Consider the following 21,387-nt stretch of genomic DNA (forward strand, 5'->3'; position numbering starts at 1 on the left):
CGAATTAGAAAAACTCGGCGTAATGCTTCACTTCCCAGTCGGAGACGTGGCGGCTGTACTCCACCCACTCGGCCCGCTTCACCTTGAGGAATTCAGAGACGATCTCCTTGCCCATCTTTTCGGTGAACAGGGTGTCAGCCTCCAGCGCATCGAGCGCCTCGTTCAGGTTCTGCGGCAGAATCTCAACGCCCTTGGCCTTGATCTGGTCAAGACTCAGGCTGTAGAGGTTGATGTTCAGCGGCTCACCGGGATCGAGCTCGCGCTCGACGCCATCCATACCGGCGGCGATCAGCGCGGCATGTACGAGATAGGGGTTGCAGCCGGAATCCGGCAGGCGGAACTCAAGGCGTCCGTAAGGCACACGCACCATGGCGGAGCGGTTGTTGTCGCCGTAGCAGACATAGGCCGGGGCCCAGGTCGCACCCGAGGCGTTGCCGCCCACGACAAGGCGCTTGTAGGAGTTGACGGTGGGCGCTGCAAAAGCGCAGATCGCCTTGGCGTGGGCCAGAATGCCGGCGGTGAAGTGGTAGGCCATTTTTGAGAGGCCCATGCCGTACTTGTCGGTCGCGTCGTGGAACAGGTTTTTGCCGTTCTCGTCGCAGATTGACAGGTGGAAGTGCATGCCGTTACCGGTGCGATCCGATGCGGGCTTGGGCATGAACGAGCAGACCATGCCCAGCTTGTTGGCGATCTCGCCGGCAGCCATGCGCACGAAGGTGAAGCGGTCGGCCGAGGTCAGTGCGTCACTGTAGGTGTAGTTGATCTCGAACTGACCGTTGGCGTCCTCGTGGTCGATCTGGTAGACGTCAAAGTCCACCGCCTGCAGCGACTCCACCAGCTGCTCAAGAAACTCGCGTGAACGGGAAAGCCCCTTGTAGTCGTAGCAGGGCTTGTCGAGCACATCGCTCTCATCCACCGGTGTCAATGAGCCATCGTCGGCGCGGTTGAACAGCGAGAACTCGGGCTCAAGGCCGGTGTTCAGCGTCCAGCCGCGCTCGGCCAGTGTGGCGAGCTGCTTTTTCAGCACCACGCGCGAGCAGTACGGGTGCGGCTTTTTATCCACATAGCCATCGCAGGCGATGCGGGCATAGCCGGGCTGCCAGGGCACGGCGCTGAAGGTGTTCAGATCGCCACGGGCCATGAAATCGGGGCCGTGAGGCTCCATACCGAGCCCCCAGACCGCGAACCCGGCGAAACCGGCACCGGCTTCCACCACGGAGTTCAGGCAGTTGGCCGGCACCGACTTGGTCTTGGCCACGCCGTGAATATCGACGAACTGGGCCAGGATGTACTTGATGTCGTTGTCGCTGATAAAACGTTCGATCTCTGTTGAGTTCATCGTGCATCTCCTTCGTTTAATGTGTGCCCACCCAGTTCGTTGACGAGGGTGTGGAAAAGCTCGTTCATGTAGTGGTCGTAGCCGCTGTCGAAGCCGATCAGCAGTGCGCCGTTGATCTCGTGGTAGAGCCAGCAGTTAACCCCGGCCACCGATGTCATCAGCCAGTCGCCCGGCTGCATGCGGCGGAAGTCGTACTGGCACACCTGTGCCATCAGTGCGATCCAGCCCTCCCCTTTCAGCGCCAACACGGAGTCGGCACGGGGAAAGCACCACTCGTGGGCAGGCTGTTGCGCGCCGGCACCGATAAAGGCCATGTACTCGTCGCTGCCGGTGCGGGCGACCAGTGCCTCCGCCGATGCAGCAGCACTGAGCTGCGCCTGTGGCAGCGGCAAACCCGCGGCGCTCAGGGCATCGGCACTGCCGGGGCCGGTGAGCAGATAGCCGCGCAGGTCATCGCGGTTTGATAGGTGCAGTGCAGTCATCAGGCCACCTCCGTCAGATCGGCTGTTTGACGCGCACCGTCGGCGTCATAGAAGGGTGTCGGGCAGGGTTCCAGCGTGACCATCGCGCCGCTGTCGACGCGTACCTCAAGGGCACTGGCGCTCTCGGCCAACGGCAGGTCGACCATCGCAAGTCCAATCACCCGGCCCAGCGCGGGGCTGTAGGCGATACTGGTGATGCGACCGGCCATCTCGCCATTCTCGATAATCAGGTGGCACTCTTTGGGCAGCTCGCCGTTGTAGCCCTTCGGCAGGCGGAAACCGATCAGTCGACGCTGGCAGCGCGCCTGAAGCAGCGCCAATGAGGGCTTGCCGGTGAACCAGGGCTTGCTCTTGAGCGGCACGGCCCAGGCCATGTTGGCCTCGAAGGGGTTGGTCAGGCCGTCGGTGTCCTGACCGACGATGATGTGCCCCTTCTCCAGACGCAGCACACGCTGGGCCTCGACACCGAAAGGTCGGATACCATAGGGCTTGCCAGCCTTGATAAGGGTTTCCCAGATCTCAAGCGCCGCCGTGGCCGGCATGTGGATCTCGTAGCCGAGTTCACCGACGAAGCCGACGCGGATCAGCCGTACCGGATAACCACACAGGGTGCCTTCGCGCATGCCGAGATAGGGGAAGCTCTCTTCGCTCAGATCCACATCCGTCAGTGTGGATAGCAGCTTGCGCGAAGCAGGCCCCGCCAGATTGAGCGCCGCCAGAGAACCGGTGCGATTCACCAGACGCACGTTCAGCCCCAGCTCCTGAATCTTCAGCGACAGGGTGCGAAACGCCGCATCGGCGTGGCTGGTGGTGGCCGAGACGTAGAAGCGATCATCCGTCACGCGGCCGACGATGCCGTCATCAACGATGACGCCGCTGTCATCCACCATCAGTGCGTAGCGGGTCATCCCCTGTTTGATGGTGGACATCTTCATGGTGTACACCACATCCAGCAGGCGTCCGGCATCTGGCCCCATCACTTCGATCTTGCCCAGTGTGGACACATCGATAATGCCAAGACCGCTGCGCACCGCCTGTACCTCTTGCAGTATCGCCTGCTCACGCTGTGCCGGTGCGCCGTAGAACTCAGGGCGCAGCCAGCGCCCGGCTTCCATCATCTTGGCGCCGTTGGCGGTGTGCCAGGCCTGCATGGGGGTCAGGCGCTCGGGGCGGAAGCGGCGTCCTGCCAGCGCACTCACCGGCACCGGATGGAACATCGGGCGCGCCGTGGTCGAGCCGGTCTCGTCGATGGTTTTGCGGGTGATCTCCGCCAGCACACGGATCCCGTTCATGTTGGCGTGCTTGCCCTGACTTGGGCCCATGCCGTTGGTGGAGAAGCGCTTCATCAACTCGATGTTGTCGAAGCCCTCTTTCGCGGCATTGATCAGATCCTTGAGCTGCAGATCCTCGTCGTAATCGACAAAGTTCTTGCCCTTGGGATGACCGATGATCGGCCAGTCGTGGCTGTGGGCACGGTCATCGCGAAAGCGCGTCAGTTCGGTTTCAACGGTCTTGCCGCGCAGTTGCGCCACCGCCTCTTTCGCCGCCCGCTCACCGTCGGCCAGACGCTGTTCCAGCGTGAACGCACCGTTCAGGCGACCACAGGCATGGATGCCCGGCGAGAGTTCGCGCGGCAGAATCTGCTGCAGTTTCTTGTCATAGCCCAGCTTGCTGCCGGATTGATACAGCAGTTGCGCCGCCGGGGCCCAACCCACGCTCATCAGCAGCAGGTCGCAGCGGATGGTCTTACCCTGCCCGCTGTCGCAGCTGCGGCCATCAAAGGGCGCCACCACCACGGCTTTCAGTGCATCCTTGCCCTTGGCTTCATAGATGGCGCTCTGCTCCAGCACCGGTATGCCTTTGGCCTTGACCTGCTCGGCCCAATGTCCGCGCTTGTCGAGCCACTCCAGATCAACCACGGCCGCCACCTCGATGCCCGCCTCGATCATATCCAGCGCGGCGCGATAACCCTCGTCGTTGCCGCACAGGACCACAGCACGCTGCCCCGGCTTCACCGCATAGCGGGCGATCAGGCGCTGCGCACCCGAGGCCAGCATGACGCCGGGCAGATCGTTGTTACGAAACACCGCCGGCTGCTCCATCACACCGGTGGCCATGATCACACCGCCAGCACGCATCTTGATGATCCCCTCGGGACCCACCAGCGGTACGTAGTGATCGGTGTACCAGCCGCAGGCGTAGTGGCCGGTGAACACGCGGATGCCCGGATGCTCGGCGATACGCTGCTTAAGCTGGCGTCGTGCCGAGGCGGCATCCGACTCATTAACCAGCTGGTAATCCAGGCTACCGCCAATCTGCGGATTCTCGTCCACCAGCACCACATCGGCCCCAGCATCTGCAGCGGTGAGGGCCGCCTGCATGCCGCTGGCACCGGCGCCGATCACCAGCAGATCGCAAAAGCCGTACTGCTTCGGCTGACGGATGGCGCTCCACTGGGTACTGATCTCACCGAGACCGGCCTTCTCACGGATCAGCCGCTCCCAGAACGGGAAGAACTTCTTCGGCTTGTGAAACGCCTTGTAGTAGAAGCCCACCGGCAGAAAGCGCGAGAGCAGACCGATATAGGTGTCCTTGTCATTGGCCAGCGTGCCGTTGACGTTACAGGCACGCAGCTTCAACCCTTCGCTGACCGGCGTCACGTCACCGCGGATATTGGTGGCCTCGGCGCTCTGGAACAACGCATTCACGTCGTGGTTGGCCAGCGACAGCGCACTGCGCGGACGATGATATTTGAAGCTGCGACCCAGCAGTTTCTGGCCGCCGGCCAGCAAAGCCGAGGTCAGGCTGTCGCCCTTGAAGCCGCTGAAACGCTGGCCCTCAAAGTCGAAGCTCATCGATTCGGAGCGGTCGATCCACTCCAGCGGCTGGGGATCAAGCCGGTATTTCATAGCGCGGCTCCTCATAACGAACATCAGCGGCATCCACTACAGCGACGATCTCGTCGGTCAGGGTGTCGCGGTCGAACACAAACCAACGTCCGGTGGGGCGGTGGTACCAGCGCTCACGCAGCACACCCGGCGCACCCTTGCGGTTGAACACGTAGTCGGCCCAGACGAGCTCATCGGCCTGTGAGGGCGGTACACGCACCTCGCCCAGGTAGTCGAACTCACTGATCGGGCGTTTACCGATCACGGGACAATCGAGCAGTTTCATAGTCCCTCTCCTCAATGCCCCACCGACGCTGCGCCCTTCTCGCCGACCAGATCGAAGTCGGCAAAGCGGGACAGGCGGAAGGGTTCAATCAGTTCATGGGTTTTGTCGTTGGCGACGGTCCAGGCCATGGTCTTGCCACTGACCGGCGTCGCCTTGAAGCCCCAGGTGCCCCAGCCCGCATCCAGATAGAAGCCGTCGATCGGCGTCTTACCCATGATCGGCGCGAAGTCCGGGGTGATATCGGACATGCCGGCCCACTGGCGCATCACTTTCATGCGGCTCATGAACGGGAAGAGGTCCAGCATCTGGTCTGCAAGCCCCTCGACGAAGTCGAAGCTCGAACGGGTGGAGTGCAGTACCGACGGGTCTACCGAGGCGCCCATCACCAGCTCGCCGCGTGACGACTGGCTGACATAGACGTGCAGGCTGCCGGAGACCACGATGGTGTCCATGAACGGTTTAACCGGCTCGGAGACGCAGGCCTGCAGCGGGAAGATCTCGATCGGAGTACGCAGCCCCAGCATGCTGGTGATACGCGGCGTGGAACCGGCCACCATGGAGATCACCTTGTTGCAGCTGATCGCGCCGCGGTCGGTCTCCACCCCCACTACTCTGTCGCCCTGAGTGCGGATGGCAGTAACGCGGGTTTTCTGATGGATCTCCACACCGCGGTTGTAGGCACCGCGGGCATAGCCCCAGGCCACCGCATCGTGACGCGCCACTGAACCCGGTGCGTGGTAGAGCGCACCCATCACCGGTGCGTGGCCGTTGCAATCGAGGTCCATATAGGGGACCTCTTTGGCGATCTCTTCGCGACCGACCACCTCACTCTCGATGCCCTGATGTTTGTTCACCTCGGCGCGCCAGCGCATGGTGCGCAGGGCGCTGTCGGTGTGGGCCAGAGTGAAATGACCACGGGTTGAGTAGAAGATGTTGAGGTCGAAATCGTCCGCCAGATCTTCAAACAATTTGACGCTGGTGTCGTAGAACTTCACCCCCTCAGGCGTCAGATAGTTCGAGCGCACGATGGTGGTATTGCGGCCAGTGTTGCCGCCGCCGATATACCCTTGCTCCAGCACGGCCACATCGGTGATACCGTGTTCCTTGGCCAGGTAGTAGGCACAGGCCATACCGTGGCCGCCACCACCGATGATGACGACATCGTAGTGAGGCTTGAGCGGTTTTGATTCGGGGAAGAAACGCGGCTCGTCATGCGTGCTCTTCAACCCGAATTTCAGTAAGCGCCAGGGCATTGTCTATCTCCGGGAGATCAAGCGAAAACGACGGTCTTGTTGCCGTACACCAGTACGCGATCTTCGATATGGAAGCGCAGACCTCGGGCCAGCACCGCCTTCTCCACATCCTTGCCAAGGCGCACCATGTCCTTGGTGGTGTTGTGGTGAGTCACGCGCTGCACGTCCTGCTCGATGATCGGCCCAGCATCCAGCTCGGAGGTAACGTAGTGGCAGGTCGCCCCGATCTGCTTGACGCCGCGCTCGGCCGCCTGATGGTAGGGGCGCGCACCGATGAACGAGGGCAAGAAGCTGTGGTGGATGTTGATGATGCGGTTCGGATAGATCTCGCAGAGCTCTTCCGGAATGATCTGCATGTACTTCGCCAGCACGATCACGTCGGCTTCGGCCGCGGCGATCTGCTCACGCACCGCCTGGAAGTGCGGCTCCTTGTTGCTCATATCCACCGGCACATGCACATAGGGGATGCCGTGCCATTCAACGTAAGAGCGCAGGTCGTCGTGGTTTGAGATCACGCAGGGAATATCGATGTTGAGCTCGCCCGAGCGCCAGCGATACAGCAGGTCGGACAGGCAGTGCGCTTCCTTGGACACCATCAGTACGGCGCGTTTGCGCTCGGCCGAATCGGTGATGTTCCACGTCATGTTGAATTGTTCGGCCAGCGGCGCGAACTTCTCTTTGAAGGTATCAAGATCGAACGGCAGGGAGTCGGCGACCACTTCGTAACGCATAAAGAAGGTACACGCCTCAGGATCCGCGAACTGGTGTGCTTCGCTAATCCAGCCTTTGTACTGCGCAATGAACTGGGTAACGGCGGCCACGATACCGAATGTATCGGGGCAGGAGATGCTGATGCGGTAACGCCGGGTGTTTTGAGGATCGAGTGCCATGTTCTCCACCTACTTTCTCAAAGGGAAAATTATTTTCACATTGATAAAGCAAACTCTTTGCCAACTCTGGAACCCGACACAAAAACTTTTTATTGATCGATGCTAAAGGCCTGAATTATCTAGATTTGTGAAACTTATATTCTTTTCAGGAAAATACCCCATAACAGGCAGTCGTGTGGGGAAGAGCGGAAATGTGGCATCAAGGCGCACCATGAGGTCGCAAACCCGCACCATCTCAAGGCACCACTCGGTTTTTGCCGTTCGATGCGCCGGATCGGTGCTTCGCGTGCATCACGCTGGTTCCTTTATGGGCAGCCACCCGATATAGGAATATTTATTTACCGATAGGAATCATCACCTTAGCCATTGTGGCCTGACAATTGCCTTTCTTTTAAGGAATAAAATTTCCTCAGCAGGAATTTACGACCCTCTATATAAGGAGAGAACAATGGCAAACTCTTGGCGCATCGCGGCCCTGGCGGAGAAACACCGTGCGATGGGATCCAATCTGGAAGACTGGAACGGCACACCCACTGCCTGGACCTACACCAAAAGCGGCTACACCCTGGCCGACGAGCACGAGGCGATCCGTACCAAAGCCGGTCTGATGGATGTCACTGGCCTGAAAAAGGTGCACTACGTGGGCCCGCACGCAGAGAGCCTGCTGGAATGGGCGACCACGCGCGATATCTCCAAGCTGTATCCCGGCAAGGCGGTCTACGCCACCATGCTTAATGATGCGGGCAAGTTTATCGATGACTGCGTGATCTACCGGATGGGGCCTAACGCCTTCATGGTGGTACACGGCACCGGCCGCGGTTACGAGCAGCTGACACAGGCAGCCCTTGGTAAGCAGGTGGCGGTACTGTTCGATGACGATCTGCACGATCTGTCACTGCAGGGCCCTACCGCCGTGGATTTCCTCGCCGAGCATATTCCGGGCATCCGCGATCTGCCCTACTTTCACCACACCCATGCCCGCCTGTTCGGCTGCCCGATCACGATCTCGCGCACCGGCTATACCGGTGAGCGCGGTTACGAGATTTTCTGCAAGGCCGCACACGCGGCAACCATTTGGGATGGCATTCTGGAGCACGGCAAGGCGCACGGCATCATCCCCTGCTCGTTCACCGCGCTGGACTGGGTACGCGTCGAGAGCTACCTGCTGTTCTACCCGTTCGACAACTCCGAGTTTTACCCCTTCGATAACGAACCGGCCGGCGACACCCTCTGGGAGTTGGGGCTGGATTTCACCGTATCCAAGGACAAGACCGAATTCTGCGGTGCCTACGAGCACTTCCGTCTGCAGGGTAAGGAGCGGTTCAAGATCTTTGGAGTACTGCTTGAGGGCGATCAGGCCGCCGATGCCGGTGACGAGCTCTGGGCCGATGGCAAGAAGGTCGGCGTCATCACCTGCGCGATGTACTCACGCCTGACCGGAAAATCGATGGCGATCGCCCGACTTGAGGTGCCCTATGCCGAACAGGGTACTCCGCTCAAGGTTAAAGGCAGCCTGGAGGTATCGGCTATCGCCCATACGCTGCCGTTCGACGATCCGGAGAAGCTCAAGCGCACCGCCAAGGGCTAAACGGGCGCTCCACTCACAAAAAAGCCAGCCGAACGGCTGGCTTTTTTGTAGCCGTAAAATCGCATCAGCCATACCCCAAAACGAAAAAGACCGCGAGCTAGGTCGCGGTCAAACTGACTGTTGAAGGGCGCTATCAGAAGGTGCGTGAAACGCTCACGACCAGTGCGTTGTCGTTGCGGAACAGGCCTGAATCGGTCTCGTCTTCGCTGTCGATGCTGGTGATCAGGTACGCAGCAGACAGATCAAGCCCTGCAAAACTGCCGGAGAGGCCGATGGAGTAGTCCTCGTAGTCATCGATATCCACCTTGCCCCAGTAATCGCCGAAGCTGTGACCGGCGTGCAGGTCCAGACTCATGTCATAGGGCAGCGGGTGGCTGTAGTCCACAGCGAGATACTGACCGGCTTCACCGGTATTGAAGTAGTCGTTGGCATAGCCGTAGGTGATCGAGGCGTTGCCGTAGTAAAGACTCAGGTTGAGCTGGCCGTAGTCGCCGTCGTAGGCGTCATAACCGGGATAACTGAACCAGGCGTAGTTGACGTCATAGCTCAGGTCATCGGTGAGTTCGCCACCGTAACCGACGTAGTAATCGATTTCGAGGTTGGCGTCGTCGCCGAAATCCACGTTGCTACCCCAAATACCGGCGTAGAGTCCGTTATCGAAGGCGACATCCAGACTGCCCTGAATCGCCGGGTCGCCAGCGGTCTGAGAGATGCCGTTGTAACGGTAGTCGTTGGTAAAGCCGATGGTGCCGGAGGTTTCCGCCGCAAATGCCGGCGCTACCAACAGTGCACTGCAAAGTCCCAGTATGGTTTTATTCATCAGATAGACCTTCTTTCTCAGTTGTAAAATCGATTGTTGGGTATACACATTGCCCGGTTTTTGAACGCCTACATCGCGGCCACATGCAGTTTTGGCGCGCAGGCATCACCCGCTGAAGACTACATTCAGCTAAACCGGGTGTTGTTCCTTGAATGCTGGGTCAGGAGTCGGACTCCCCTGGCGAGGGGAGTCCGGCGGGGAAGCGCTGGACGCGTCCCCGCCTCAGCGCTTATTTGTGCTTATCGAAAGCATCACGCTCGTGTTTCATGATCGACAGGTTCAGGTAGAGGTACACCCCTACGGCAGCTGCCAGGCTGATCGCAATACCCAGAGGGCTGTCAGCAAAGGTGAATACCGCTGCTGCGCCTTCCCACGTGGTGATCGGACTACTCATAGGTCACTCCTGTTTCTCTTCAAAAGAATCGTTCATGTTCTGATATCCCCCCTGCCCTATGCGCTGCACTGTGCGACAGAGGGGTTTCCTGGTGTCTCAGACCAACTGCTTTTCCTGACCCGGTTCCAGTGTGTTCTCGACCACGACATGGGCCGGCACAGTCTCCGGATAGGGCTTGGCCGGAATTTCGACCAGATCAAGGCCCAGCGCTTCGACATGCGGCGGCACACGCAGCATGTTCATCTTCTTCAGTACAAAGGAGATACCCCAGCCCGGTATGAAGCCGGTCAGCGCCATGATGACGGCACCGAGCAACTGGCCGCTGAAGGAGATCTCAGGCAGATCGCCAACGTTCGGATAGCCGGAGCAGAACACGCCGACCAGCACCACACCGTAGAAACCGCAGAAGGCGTGCACAGCAACCGCACCCACGGCATCGTCAACGCCGAGCTTGTCGACCAGACGGCCGATGAACGGCATCAGTGCGCCACCGCTGGCGGCCAGTACGAAGGCCAGACCCGGGTAGTAGAGATCAAGACCTGCGGCAACGGAGATGATGCCGCCGAGGCCTCCAGACATGGTCCAGAACGGCTCGCGAGAGGTCATGTAGGCACCGAGCACGCCGCCGGCGAAGCCCATCAGTGTGTTGAAGGCAAAGGCGGACAGGTTTGTTGGGTTACCGTAGATCGTGGTCCAGCCGGTATCGCCGCCGTTAAAGATGATGCAACCACCGAGGAAGCCAAAGAATCCGACGATGATCATCATCAGACCGATCAGCGACATCGGCAGGTTGTGCGGTGGAATGTACATCGCCACGCCATCCTTGAACTTGCCGACACGGGCGCCGAGGTTCATCAGCACGCCAAGGGCGAAGAAACCGGCCACCGCATGCACCACGCCGGAGGCGCCCACATCGTGGTAGCCCAGCTTGGTCAGCAGCCAGCCAGACGGATGCCAGCCCCAGGCGCCGGCCAGAATCCACACGGCGGAGCCAAGAATCGCGGCCAGAATAAGGAAAGCGCTGAGGCGGATACGCTCGATCACTGCACCGGAGAGAATCGAGCCGGTGGTAGCGCCAAACAGGGCAAAGGCGGCGAAGAATATACCGGTCCCCATATCCTGAATATCAGGGCCCATGCTCTGGCTCCACGGCAGTGCCGCCGAGGCATCGATCGGGATCAGACCGTTCGGGAAGGCGTTGTAGATCCACCATCCGAAGAAATAGAAGGTGGGGATGATCACCGACAGGGTCAGGATGTTTTTCATACCTGAGGTCAGTGCGTTCTTGACGCGCGAAGCGCCAATTTCATAGGCCAGGAAGCCCGCGTGGATCATGAACATGATGGCGGTACACCACCAGTAGAACACTTCGACATTCATCGACTGATGCATCTCGAAGGTGCTTTGCAATGTTTCAACACTCATCGGCTTATCCTCATTAGTGCACGCATTTCTAAAGTTTTATGTAACGCTTGGGCCGCCCCTTGAACCTCGTTGGAAGTGCAATGGATAAAGCCCTTTTCTTATAACCTTTAAGAAATTTATTTTCTTTTTGAGAAAGCAACCGCTATGCCAAAACGTGCATTCCTGTGCACAATTTGTTCTGCCATGTGCACTATCCAGCTGTTTTTTAAACACTTTTAATCAAGCGCAAATAGGGCTGTGTAAAACCATTGGGCAGACAGGGGTATCGGTCGTGAGGCAGGTGCCCGAATACGGGCGTTTTTTTGATCGAAGATTGCACACTTATTGATCACAGCGCGCTTAAAACTCGCATAAAAAGTGCGTTCTAGAGGGGCGATCGGGGGCGTTGCCACGCCCTCGATCGCGGCAGGTTTCAGCCCACCGCTTCCAGCGATTCGGGCAGGATCTGACCACCGTCCACCACCAACGTTTGACCGGTGATGTACGCAGCCTCGATCGATGCAAAAAACGCCGCCGCTTCGCCGATATCCTCCACACGTCCAAGACGCTTGAGCGGAATCGATGCGGCCATCTGGCTGAGGTAGCCATCCCCCATCCCCTCAAGCCCTTCGGTGATGATATTGCCCGGCATCACCGCATTCACGGTAACGCCGTACTTGGCCATCTCGATAGCGGCGGTGCGCACAAACCCCAACTGCCCCGCCTTACTGGCACCGTAATGGGACCAGCCGGGAAAGCCGGTGACGGGGCCGGTGATCGACGAGGTCACCACAATCCGACCGGCAGCGCTCTCCTTAAGCGCGGGAATCGCCGCCTGAACGGTGTTGAACATCCCCTTGAGGTTGGTATTGAGTACCAGATCCCAATCCGCCTCGGTCATAGTTTCCAGATCCGCCGAGGGGAAGATACCGGCGTTGGCGCAGAGCACATCGAGCCCGCCATAGGCGGCTTTCACTCGCTCGACGGCGGCCTTCAGCGAAGCGCGGTCTGTGACATCGGCGTTTATCGCCATCGCCTCGCCGCCCTCCGCCACGATGGCGGCCACCGCCTGCTCCGCGGCCTGAATATGGCGTGCCACCACGGCAACCTTGTAGCCCTTGGCGGCCAGCACGCGTGCGATGCCCAGACCGATCCCCTTACTGGCACCGGTTACCATGGCGATACGTTGAGTTGTGTCTGTCATTGGTTTATCTCCTGATCAGATCCTGCGCCATCACCTGCTCGAGAGCATCGAGCAAGTGCTGCGCATGGTCATGGTTAAAACAAAGAGGGGGACGAATCTTGAGTACATTGCCGTAACGCCCGGCTGCACCGATCAGCACGCCGCGCTGCCTGAGCCCATTGACAATGCGGCTGCACAGCACACTGTCGGGCCGTGTGGGATCCTCGCTTGATACGATATCCACACCGATAAACAGCCCCGCGCCACGCACATGCGAAAGCGGCTCGTAGTGCTCAGCCAGCCCCTGCAAGCCCTGCTTGAGCCGGTTTCCGGTACTCAGGGCATTGGCCTGCAACGCCTCCTCGTCGAGTGTATCGAGCACGGCCTGAGCGGCCGCCACCGCCACCGACGAGCCACCAAAGGTGTTGAAGTATCCCGAGACTTCGGCAAGCTCGGCCAGCAACGTCTCGTCCGCTGCCAATGCCGCCACCGGATAGCCGTTACCCATGGGCTTGCCGAACGTCACGATATCGGGCGACAGCTGGTGTCTGTCAAAGCCCCAGAGGTTGCTACCGGTACGGCCAAAGCCGGGCTGCACCTCGTCGGCAATCAACAGGCCACCGGCACGCTGTACGCGTGCCGCCGCAGCCTTCAGCATGCCCGGTGGGTCGGCATAAACCCCATCGCTGGAGAAGATCGAATCCACCAGAAACGCCGCGCAGCCGTATCCGTCGCGTTGCAGCTGCGCGATGGCGGCCTCGACCTGTTGATCGAGATAGGCCGAGGCATCGATGCCTTCAGTGTTCAGCGGCTCCAGATCGATGCAGGCGACATAGGCCGGCACCTGCCCCCGTTTAAGCGAGGAGGGGGATACATCGGTCACCGCCTGAGTGTTGCCATGGTAAGCCGCCGCCGAGACGATAACGCCCTGCTGTCCCGTATGCAGTCGCGCAAGGCGCAGCGCCAGATCATTCGCCTCGCTGCCGGTACACGTCATCACCAAACGCCCCTGCTTAAGCGGCAGCGTCGAGAGCAGCTGCTGCGCATACCGGTGCAGCGCATCGTCCAGATAGCGTGTATGGATGTTGAGCTGGCTCATCTGGGCGGTTACCGCATCCATTACCCGGGGGTGACAATGACCGAGCACGGGCACGTTGTTATAGGCATCCAGATACCGCTTTCCTGCGCTGTCATAGAGCCAGACGCCCTCCCCTTTCACCAGTTGCAGGGGCTCGTCGTAGAACAGCATGGCCGTGGGGCCGACCAGGTGCCGCCGCTGTTCGATCAGACGGTTGAGCCGCGCGTCGGTCGAGCCCGAACGGCTGAAATCGAACGCGTTCTGATCAAGTATCGCGCGCCAATCAGACATCGCCTCTCTCCTGTTCAGCATTGAGATACCGCTGCGCCAGCTCTACCGTGCCGGCGGTGTATCCATCGCCATAAAGCCGATAGGTATCGCTCTCGGAATGTTTGGCCAACCAGGCGGTGAGCATGATGCGACGGATCATGACGAAGGTATCGAGCATCGCCTCATCCTCGTCGCTAAAGGGGGCGCAGCTTCGATACCCCTTCATCCACGCCTGTTGCAGCGCCGGTATCGACCGGTCCAGTTCGACGAAACTGATCGCAGTGGCGAAGTCATAACCGAACCAGCTGATGCCGCAGTCATCGAAGTCGATCACGGTCAGTCGCTCGCCCGATACCAGCAGGTTGGCCAGTCGCAGGTCGGCATGCACCAGCCCGAACCGCTCTGCACCCTGTCCGTAACCGGCGATGCGCAGGTGAATGCTGTCGATGGCCCGGGCGATCAGGTGTTCCCCCTGCCGATCCAGACCCTCGGCTTCGCGCCAGTCACCCCAGTGCGCCTCACTCGATAGCATGGTGTGCAGGTTCCACTCCTTGCGCACAAAGCCCTCAGGCCGAATCCACTCACGGCTGTGCTGGTGAAGCGTAGCGGTCACCCGGCCGAGTTTTTCAAACCAACCGGGCAGACTCTCGCCCACATCCGGCTCCTGCCCCGGGGCATACTCGAACGCCACAACCCAAAAGGGTTGCCCCTGTACGGCTATCTCGAGCAGTGTACCCGACTCGCCCGGCACCACCGCAGGCGTGTGCACCGCCTGCGAGGCTCTCAACCCCTCGATCCAGCAAAGCTCCGATTCGATCTCGGCCCGGGTGTGGTAGTCCGGCCGGTGCAGGCGCAGCACCAGCAGAGGCTCCCCGCCCGGAGATACCGCGCGATAGGTGATGTTTTCAGAGACGGTCAGCAGTTCAACCTGCGACCCTTCGGGCAGCGACCAGCAGGCAAGGCGCTCTTGCAGTTGCTGCCGGATCGTTTCGACAAGTGATTCGGTATAGAGCATGACATCTCCTGACGCTCAATCGCTGACGGGCACCGCTGCCCTTCTGGAATGGATATTGCTGAAATCAGCCTACTCCGGGCGAATTCGCCCCCGTTATCGAAAACAGGCAAAGGTTGATGAGCAGTTCGAACATCGCCGCACGGCAGAGCACAGCACGCCTCCCGCAGCCGGACAGCGCGCCTGCATGCGCAGGTATTCAGGGAGAGAGCACAGACCGGCACGAACCAATTCGGTGCACTCAGGTGTCGGATGACATCAATGAGCAGGCGGTAGGGATTACCGACTGGGAGCAGGAGTATGACCAGATCAGCGCCGGTCGCTTTCACGGTTCCATCGAGGAGTGCCGCATCGGCGCGCTGCAGGTTTTCCGCGAACACACCAGTCAGGCGCTGTATCAGCAGTGCGAGGTGTGGGCCGGTGCGGTCTGGGTTGGCATTCCGGTGATACGCGAGGATTTCCGCATCAATGGTCAGGCTGTGGAGGCCTGCGATCTAATGTGGCGCCGGGGGCGTGATCCGTTCGAGCTGGTTACACCCGAAGGTTCCAACATTCTCAGTGTCGCGGTGCATGAAGCGGTGCTTGAGCACCATGCGCAGACTCAGGGCATCGCCATCACCCTGCCCGAGGCCGGTTGTTGCCCCCGCATTCAGGCAGACCCGGAGACGATTCGCGAGATGGGTCTGCTGATCAACAAGGTGGTATCAGCCAAACCCGGCAGTATCGACCGCGGTATTCACGAGGATCTGGTGATCATGATGCTGCTGGATCAGCTTGGGGATGTACGCCTCAACAACCAGCTGCCGCCCAGTTATGCCCATCGGCGGGCGGTGGTGGATAGAGTGCGCGACTATGTACTGGAGGTGGGCGCGCTGCCGGTGACACTCGATGAGCTGTGTCAGGTGGCCTGTGTCAGCCGGCGCACGCTGCAGTACAGTTTCGACAGCATCCTCGGCATCAGCCCGAAACATTTCCTGCGCACCGGTCGGCTCAACCGTGTCAGGCGGCTGCTCAGCTCACAGGAAGCAGGCTCGGTATCCGATGCGGCGGCTCACTATGGTTTCTACCATCTGAGCCAGTTCGCCACCGATTACAAGCGTCTGTTCGGGGAGCTACCCTCACAGACGCTCAAGCGGCACGCCGGTTAGCTGCGCACCCGTATGCGCTCAGGATCATGGAACGGCAACGCAACAACCTGACCGGGCAGCCGTTTCTGATGGCCATCGAGCTGCCCGACCTCAAGCTGAGTGCCGGGCTCGGCAAACTCCGGAGTCAGGCGCACCAGTGCGATGGTCTTGCCGATCAGCGGTGAGCGGGTGGCACTGGTGACCACACCCACGGGGAAGCGGCCGTTGAACAGCTGATCGCCGTGACCGATCATATCTTCGCTCTCCAGCACAAACCCCATCAGCCGCTGCCGATCGCTTGCCGGTATGCGTGCCAGCGCCGCCCGGCCGACGAAGTCCTCCTCCTTGGTTTTCAACGGCACGGTAAAGCCGATACCGGCGGCGTAGGGGTCGGTTTCCGGGCAGAATTCGTATCCGGCGAAGATCAGCCCCGCCTCGATACGCAGCATATCCAGCGCATCGAACCCCAAGGGCGCAAGGCCCAGAGGCTCGCCAGCCTGCCAGATCGCATCCCAGAGCTCAGGTCCCTGATCCGGGTGGCACCAAACCTCAAACCCCAGCTCACCGGTATAGCCCGTGCGCGATACCATCAGCGGTATGCCCTGCGGGCCACCGAGGCGACCGACGGTGAAATGGAACCAGGCCAGCGTATCCACCGGGGTATGGGCCTCCGGCGTCCAGACAATGCTGCTCAGCAACTCACGGCTGCGCGGCCCCTGAACAGCCAGATTGTGCAGCTGATCGGTGGATTCCTGCACCCTTACCCGATAGCCCTCCCGCGCGGCCAGTTCGCGCAGCCAGGTACCGGTGTAGGGGTCGCCGCAGATCCAACGGAACGCCTGCTCGCCCATACGGAACAGAGTGCCGTCATCGATCATGCCGCCGGTCTCCTGACAGATCGCCGAATAGACCACAGCACCCACCGCGAGGCGACGCACGTTGCGGGTCAGCGCTTTCTGCATCAGCGCTTCTGCATCGGGGCCGGTGATCTCGAATTTGCGCAGTGGTGAGAGGTCCATCATTGCAACCTTTTCGCGGCAGGCCAGATACTCGGCCCGTGCGCCCCAGCCGTCAAACTCGGTGGGCATCCAGTAGCCACGGTACTCGGTAAAGTGTCGGGTCAGTGCCGAGGTACGGCTGTGAAAAGCGGTTTGCTGTGTCATACGGGCAGGCTCCAGCGGGGTGACTCGGGTTGCGATAGCACGCGGGAATCGGGCATCGGCGGCAAAGATACGGACATGGATATCGGTGGGGCACCAACCGTTGGCCGGGTCGATATCGTCAGGGCAGGCGGACGATACGCACAGCAGGTCACGACTGGCACGCATCAACACATAATCGCCGGGACGCGACCAGGGCTCATCCATGCCGATTGCGCCACAGGGCTCGGCCTGCGTATTGAAAAAGAAGTTGATCGCCGGCCACCCCGAACGCGGCTTGATGCCATGGGGCTTGAGCGCGTTGTTGAAGTTGGTGGTGCAGCTGATATGGCCGAAATAGCCAGCATCGTCGTAATACTTCGGCGTACAGGCAAACAGGAAGCTGTCATGACGCCCGACGGTGTCCTGCACCAGCTCCAGCATGGTCTGCATATGCTGATCGGAAAAACGCGAATAGAGCCCGGGTTGCGGCAATGCCACACCGGCCAGCGTGCGGGTGGCGGTGGCGTCCAGCGTAACCTCTTCACCCTGCTTGAGCGCGGCCAGATCGAAGGCGATAAAGTCCGAGCACTGTTTACCCGCCACATCGCTGACCTGAATCCACTCCCCCGCTTTCACCTCATAGGCGCGTGCGGACGAGTGAGGTACATGTATCTCGCGCACGGGCATCGGTGCCACAGCGCCTTCTGCGGTGGGTAGCGGCAACTGCTCCAGCGGCGCCGAGACATAGTGGTGATCGATATACAGCTCTCCGGCCGGAGTCTGGTGATCTACCGGCATATCGACACCGGCGGCCAGCAGCACAAGTTCAAGCGGCGCATCCTCTTCGCTAACGGCCAGCTCGAACGGCAGCTGCTCCGCGCTCAGTTGCCAGCCCTCGACGCGCTCGGGGGCGCTCACGCCACACTGCGATAGCCTCTGTCTGAGCCGCGCGGCACTGGCACTGCTCTGCGCCAGCTGTGCCTTGAACAGGTCGGCGCTGCCACAGGAAACCGGTAGCAGGCGCTCCAGCTGTTGCTGCGCGTGCTCATTAAGGGGCAGCACTTCACAACCCTGCACGCCGTCCGCCGAGCGGATCTCGATCCACTCACCGGGGTTCAGGGTCAGGCGCAACGTGCCCTGCCCGGCGATGCGGTGCACTCTTTGTTGTCTGAGCAGGCCCCATTCGGCGCCTCCTTTTGCAGCGACAACCTCGGTCATGTTCATTCCGACGCTCTCCTGTGATCTAGGTATCAGCGGGTTAAAGCCTCATGCAAGTGCACACGCGGCGCTTTGGATCCAGCCTGGTGCACGGTTGGCAGGCATGCGATAACCGGCCAGATCAATAACTGTTAGGAAAAAATCTTTACTTACAATGGCTAATGTCTCAATGCGCAAGAGGGGTTACCTCTAAGGGGTTAATGCCCTGTCTCTGGCATGGTTACTGCACTTGTTTGCTAAGGCCCGGATTGAACCTAATCCAAGCAGATCAACGAATTAACGCGGAGAGAGTGATGGAAAGAGCACAGGCGCAAACACCATCGAGACTCTTTGACCGGATGCGCAGGCTGTTCTTGCCGAAGACGGCGATGGCGCGCACGCCCATCGGCAGCGGCGATATTCCACTACAGGAGCTGTCGCTTGCGCTGGCTGAATCCACCGACCTGCTCACAGAGCTGCCGGTGCTGCTGCAACCCTTGGAAAACGCGCTCAATCTGGAGGGGGAAAGCCGCCTGCTGCTGGCATTGACCCTGCCTGGGCGCGCCGAGGCCAGCCTGATTCAAACCCCAAGGGCTCAGCTGCCGGTGGGGCTGCCGGCCTTTCTGCGCTACCAGCTAAGCCACGCGTTCGGGGAACTCGAGCGCAATCATCCGCTGCTCATTTCGCTGCCGGGCAGCCCCCTTAAGATGCACCTGCACGCGCTGCCGGTCAGTGGACTGGATACAGCCCTGATACTGCTCAGCGAGCGCGCGCCGAGCGCAGCAACGGCACAACGCGTCGAGGCGATCGCCGCCGCGCTCGCCCGGGGGCTTTCGATCTGGCACGCCCAGCAATTGGCGCTGGAAGAGGCGATCAGTCACGAGCGTCGCGCCCATGCTGCCGAGCTGCACGACTCACTGGCCCAGATTCTCGGCTATCTGCGTCTGACCACCTCGCGGCTGGACGCCCGTTGCAGCAAGTGCAACCAGCCGGAGCTACAGGCACTGGCGGCCGACCTGTCGCAGCAGACCAAGCATGCCTACCGCCTGATGCGCGATCTGATCAGCAGCGCCCGGCTAACGCTTGAGGGCGGATCGCTGCACAGCGCCCTTTCCTGTGCCGTCAACGAATTCGAGCAGCGAAGCGCACTGGTATTCGAACTGGATAACCGCTGTCACGCTCTGGAGCCGGACGAAAATACCGCGATCCAGATGGTGATGATCGCCCGTGAAGCGATCTGCAACGCAGTGCGTCACGCCCACGCCAGCCATCTGCGCGTGCAGCTGCTGCCGACTCCACAGGGTGGCCTTCAGCTACGTATCGAGGATAACGGTCAGGGGATCACCCCTTCGCGCAAGCGTGGCGACAGCTTTGGCCTTGGCATCATGCAGGAGCGCGCCGCCCGTATCGGCGCCCACATCACCATCGGCGAGCGTCCCGGCGGCGGTACCCGCATTGAACTGACACTGGAGCGGATAAAACCATGACCGGATACACGCAGTGGTCAGACAACGATCAGCCACCCGCGCGCGTGGTGCTGGTGGATGATCACCCCCTGTTTCGCCGCGGCGTGGCGGAACTGCTCACCGAAAGCGGCCGTTTCGAGGTACTCGCAGCGTTTGATTCGGCCGCGGCCCTGCTTGGTGACATTGAAACCCTCAAGCCGGATCTGGCACTGCTTGATCTGCACATGCCCGGCGGGGATGGCCTCTCCCTGCTGCCCCAACTCAAAGCGATGCTGCCGGATCTTAGAGTCGTGATGCTGACCGCCTCGGACGACAGCGACCATCTGCTGCAAGCGATCCAGTCCGGCGCAGACGGCTATCTGCTCAAAGAGACCGATGCCGAGCTGATCCTGCAGCGGCTGGAGGGGGTACTGGAGGGCAAGGTGGCACTGGATGACGAAGCGCTGATCCTGCTGACCCAGCGTCTGCGTGAACCAGCGCCCAGCGCGCCCCAACAGAGCGAGGCACTGAACGAGATTACCCTGCGCGAACGCCAGACCCTGTCGCTGATCGCCGCGGGCATGAGCAACAAGCTGATCGCCCGTGAACTGGGCATCAGCGACAGCACGGTGAAGGTGTATGTCAAAGCCCTGCTGCGCAAGCTCAACCTGCACTCGCGGCTGGAGCTGGCCGCCTGGGTGCATGCCCACCCCGAGGTGGATCTGGAGGTGGAACCTTGAGCCTGCTCGATTTTGCCCTTGGACGGCGTCAGGAAACTGAGCGCGTCTCGCCGCAAACACTGCTCGACAGTCTCGATGAAGCGGTACTGGCCATTGATGAGGAGGAGCGCATCCTCTGCTGCAACGCCCGCTGGCAAAAACTCGCAGGCCCTGACGAGGCAAAGTCCGGACCGCTCAGCGAGCGGTTACATCCCTCCGACCTGCCACTGTGGCGCGAAGCATTAAGCCAGCTGCGCCGGGGCAAGCGACCGGCACCACTCTGGCTGCGACTGCCGGTGGGCCATGAGTTGCACTGGTGCGAGCTGCGCGCCCAACCGCTCTACCCTGACAAACCCTGGCCGGTGAGCCTAACCCTGTGCGATATCACCCCGCAGGTACGCAAGGAGCAGGTGCGCGACGCCAGCCATCGCAGCCTCAACCAGCTGGTGTCGAACCTGCCGGTGATGCTATACCGTGCCCGTAACAACCGCAACTGGAGCATGGAGTTTGTCAGCGACGGCTGCTTCGAGCTGACCGGCTACAGCGCCGATGCACTAGTGAACCAGCCACGCCTGAGCTACGGCGCTCTGATCCACCCGGAGGATGCTGGCCCGGTCTGGGATCAGGTTCAGGAGGCACTGCACCGCCATGCGCCATTCGAGCTGCACTACCGTATCCTGCATGCAGACGGCACCATTCGCCAGGTCAGCGAAAAGGGCCGCGGCCTCTACTCCTCGACCGGTTTCGTGCTGGGAGTCGAGGGCGTGATCTTCAGTCTCCAGCACCCGGTCCCTGAGGCCTGTGGATAACCCCTCCACCTACCCCTTTTGACCTACCCTTTATGAGGAATTATCTCGCCCGATCTCAGCC

18 protein-coding genes are annotated in these 21,387 nt (G+C 60.6%); 5 read left to right on the forward strand and 13 right to left on the reverse strand.

What is annotated here, in order from left to right; genetic code table 11:
* Positions 1–4: 4 nt before the first annotated feature.
* Genes glnT through purU form a run of 6 tightly spaced genes read right to left on the reverse strand, consistent with a single transcriptional unit; the run spans position 5 to position 7,138 of the window.
* Entirely contained in the window at positions 5–1,339 is a 1,335-nt protein-coding gene (gene glnT, locus ADIMK_RS07015) for a type III glutamate--ammonia ligase (RefSeq protein ID WP_036185588.1), read from the reverse strand.
* Entirely contained in the window at positions 1,336–1,821 is a 486-nt protein-coding gene (locus tag ADIMK_RS07020) for a hypothetical protein (protein ID WP_036185591.1), read from the reverse strand. Before ADIMK_RS07020 ends, glnT begins: the two co-directional genes overlap by 4 nt.
* Positions 1,821–4,730 carry a glycine cleavage T C-terminal barrel domain-containing protein gene (locus tag ADIMK_RS07025; RefSeq protein WP_036185594.1) on the reverse strand — a complete coding sequence of 970 codons (2,910 nt, stop codon included), beginning with the start codon at positions 4,728–4,730 and terminating at the stop codon, positions 1,821–1,823. Before ADIMK_RS07025 ends, ADIMK_RS07020 begins: the two co-directional genes overlap by 1 nt.
* Complete coding sequence (locus tag ADIMK_RS07030; protein ID WP_036185596.1) at positions 4,714–4,995, reverse strand: sarcosine oxidase subunit delta; 282 nt, start codon at positions 4,993–4,995, stop codon at positions 4,714–4,716. The genes ADIMK_RS07025 and ADIMK_RS07030 overlap by 17 nt, the downstream gene beginning before the upstream one ends.
* Before the next feature lie 11 nt (positions 4,996–5,006).
* Positions 5,007–6,248 (reverse strand): FAD-dependent oxidoreductase, encoded by a 1,242-nt coding sequence (locus ADIMK_RS07035; protein ID WP_036185600.1) that lies wholly within the window; start codon positions 6,246–6,248, stop codon positions 5,007–5,009.
* Positions 6,249–6,265: 17 nt separating this feature from the next.
* Complete coding sequence (gene purU / locus ADIMK_RS07040) at positions 6,266–7,138, reverse strand: formyltetrahydrofolate deformylase (protein WP_036185603.1); 873 nt, start codon at positions 7,136–7,138, stop codon at positions 6,266–6,268.
* 448 nt (positions 7,139–7,586) lie between these two features.
* Between purU and ADIMK_RS07045 the strand changes: the two genes are divergently transcribed.
* A complete protein-coding gene (locus ADIMK_RS07045; protein WP_036185606.1) occupies positions 7,587–8,726 on the forward strand; it encodes an aminomethyl transferase family protein in 1,140 nt (379 codons plus the stop codon).
* A 133-nt stretch (positions 8,727–8,859) separates the two neighbouring features.
* Here ADIMK_RS07045 and ADIMK_RS07050 read toward each other — a convergent pair whose 3' ends face one another.
* From ADIMK_RS07050 to ADIMK_RS07070, 6 genes are all read right to left on the reverse strand, one after another.
* A complete protein-coding gene (locus ADIMK_RS07050) occupies positions 8,860–9,546 on the reverse strand; it encodes a TorF family putative porin (protein WP_051692636.1) in 687 nt (228 codons plus the stop codon).
* A gap of 229 nt (positions 9,547–9,775) precedes the next feature.
* Complete coding sequence (locus tag ADIMK_RS22080; protein ID WP_197027496.1) at positions 9,776–9,940, reverse strand: hypothetical protein; 165 nt, start codon at positions 9,938–9,940, stop codon at positions 9,776–9,778.
* A 96-nt stretch (positions 9,941–10,036) separates the two neighbouring features.
* Positions 10,037–11,365, reverse strand: coding sequence for an ammonium transporter (locus tag ADIMK_RS07055; RefSeq protein WP_036185610.1), 1,329 nt, complete (start codon positions 11,363–11,365; stop codon positions 10,037–10,039).
* Between the two features lie 412 nt (positions 11,366–11,777).
* Positions 11,778–12,548: a 3-oxoacyl-ACP reductase FabG gene (gene fabG, locus ADIMK_RS07060; protein ID WP_036185611.1), complete on the reverse strand. Its 771-nt coding sequence runs from the start codon at positions 12,546–12,548 to the stop codon at positions 11,778–11,780.
* A 4-nt stretch (positions 12,549–12,552) separates the two neighbouring features.
* A complete protein-coding gene (locus ADIMK_RS07065; RefSeq protein ID WP_036185613.1) occupies positions 12,553–13,896 on the reverse strand; it encodes an aspartate aminotransferase family protein in 1,344 nt (447 codons plus the stop codon).
* The gene (locus ADIMK_RS07070) at positions 13,889–14,890 is read right to left on the reverse strand and encodes a phosphotransferase enzyme family protein (RefSeq protein WP_036185616.1); all 1,002 of its coding nucleotides are present in this window, start codon (positions 14,888–14,890) and stop codon (positions 13,889–13,891) included. The genes ADIMK_RS07065 and ADIMK_RS07070 overlap by 8 nt, the downstream gene beginning before the upstream one ends.
* Before the next feature lie 116 nt (positions 14,891–15,006).
* On the opposite strand from ADIMK_RS07070, the gene ADIMK_RS07075 reads away from it, so the two are divergent.
* Positions 15,007–16,035, forward strand: coding sequence for a helix-turn-helix domain-containing protein (locus ADIMK_RS07075; RefSeq protein WP_081849697.1), 1,029 nt, complete (start codon positions 15,007–15,009; stop codon positions 16,033–16,035).
* Here the strand turns inward: ADIMK_RS07075 and ADIMK_RS07080 are convergent.
* Positions 16,032–18,380: a DUF1989 domain-containing protein gene (locus ADIMK_RS07080; protein WP_036185617.1), complete on the reverse strand. Its 2,349-nt coding sequence runs from the start codon at positions 18,378–18,380 to the stop codon at positions 16,032–16,034. The genes ADIMK_RS07075 and ADIMK_RS07080 overlap by 4 nt on opposite strands.
* Positions 18,381–18,667: 287 nt before the next feature.
* Here ADIMK_RS07080 and ADIMK_RS21280 point away from each other — a divergent pair, with 287 nt between their 5' ends.
* The 3 genes from ADIMK_RS21280 to ADIMK_RS07095 are packed head-to-tail and all read left to right on the forward strand — an operon-like array spanning position 18,668 to position 21,326.
* Entirely contained in the window at positions 18,668–19,840 is a 1,173-nt protein-coding gene (locus ADIMK_RS21280) for an ATP-binding protein (RefSeq protein WP_197027497.1), read from the forward strand.
* A complete protein-coding gene (locus ADIMK_RS07090) occupies positions 19,837–20,538 on the forward strand; it encodes a response regulator (protein WP_051692643.1) in 702 nt (233 codons plus the stop codon). Before ADIMK_RS21280 ends, ADIMK_RS07090 begins: the two co-directional genes overlap by 4 nt.
* Positions 20,535–21,326 carry a PAS domain-containing protein gene (locus ADIMK_RS07095; RefSeq protein ID WP_051692645.1) on the forward strand — a complete coding sequence of 264 codons (792 nt, stop codon included), beginning with the start codon at positions 20,535–20,537 and terminating at the stop codon, positions 21,324–21,326. The genes ADIMK_RS07090 and ADIMK_RS07095 overlap by 4 nt, the downstream gene beginning before the upstream one ends.
* The last annotated feature ends 61 nt before the right edge of the window (positions 21,327–21,387 follow it).

The organism is Marinobacterium lacunae (genome assembly GCF_000705555.1).
Classification (GTDB): domain Bacteria; phylum Pseudomonadota; class Gammaproteobacteria; order Pseudomonadales; family Balneatricaceae; genus Marinobacterium_D; species Marinobacterium_D lacunae.

Excerpts from the sequence above, each read along its gene's own strand:
- glnT (WP_036185588.1), bottom strand. The coding sequence starts at position 1,339 with ATGAACTCAACAGAGATCGAACGTTTTATCAGCGACAACGACATCAAG.
- ADIMK_RS07020 (WP_036185591.1), bottom strand. The coding sequence starts at position 1,821 with ATGACTGCACTGCACCTATCAAACCGCGATGACCTGCGCGGCTATCTG.
- ADIMK_RS07025 (WP_036185594.1), bottom strand. The coding sequence starts at position 4,730 with ATGAAATACCGGCTTGATCCCCAGCCGCTGGAGTGGATCGACCGCTCC.
- ADIMK_RS07030 (WP_036185596.1), bottom strand. The coding sequence starts at position 4,995 with ATGAAACTGCTCGATTGTCCCGTGATCGGTAAACGCCCGATCAGTGAG.
- ADIMK_RS07035 (WP_036185600.1), bottom strand. The coding sequence starts at position 6,248 with ATGCCCTGGCGCTTACTGAAATTCGGGTTGAAGAGCACGCATGACGAG.
- purU (WP_036185603.1), bottom strand. The coding sequence starts at position 7,138 with ATGGCACTCGATCCTCAAAACACCCGGCGTTACCGCATCAGCATCTCC.
- ADIMK_RS07045 (WP_036185606.1), top strand. The coding sequence starts at position 7,587 with ATGGCAAACTCTTGGCGCATCGCGGCCCTGGCGGAGAAACACCGTGCG.
- ADIMK_RS07050 (WP_051692636.1), bottom strand. The coding sequence starts at position 9,546 with ATGAATAAAACCATACTGGGACTTTGCAGTGCACTGTTGGTAGCGCCG.
- ADIMK_RS22080 (WP_197027496.1), bottom strand. The coding sequence starts at position 9,940 with ATGAGTAGTCCGATCACCACGTGGGAAGGCGCAGCAGCGGTATTCACC.
- ADIMK_RS07055 (WP_036185610.1), bottom strand. The coding sequence starts at position 11,365 with ATGAGTGTTGAAACATTGCAAAGCACCTTCGAGATGCATCAGTCGATG.
- fabG (WP_036185611.1), bottom strand. The coding sequence starts at position 12,548 with ATGACAGACACAACTCAACGTATCGCCATGGTAACCGGTGCCAGTAAG.
- ADIMK_RS07065 (WP_036185613.1), bottom strand. The coding sequence starts at position 13,896 with ATGTCTGATTGGCGCGCGATACTTGATCAGAACGCGTTCGATTTCAGC.
- ADIMK_RS07070 (WP_036185616.1), bottom strand. The coding sequence starts at position 14,890 with ATGCTCTATACCGAATCACTTGTCGAAACGATCCGGCAGCAACTGCAA.
- ADIMK_RS07075 (WP_081849697.1), top strand. The coding sequence starts at position 15,007 with ATGAGCAGTTCGAACATCGCCGCACGGCAGAGCACAGCACGCCTCCCG.
- ADIMK_RS07080 (WP_036185617.1), bottom strand. The coding sequence starts at position 18,380 with ATGAACATGACCGAGGTTGTCGCTGCAAAAGGAGGCGCCGAATGGGGC.
- ADIMK_RS21280 (WP_197027497.1), top strand. The coding sequence starts at position 18,668 with ATGGAAAGAGCACAGGCGCAAACACCATCGAGACTCTTTGACCGGATG.
- ADIMK_RS07090 (WP_051692643.1), top strand. The coding sequence starts at position 19,837 with ATGACCGGATACACGCAGTGGTCAGACAACGATCAGCCACCCGCGCGC.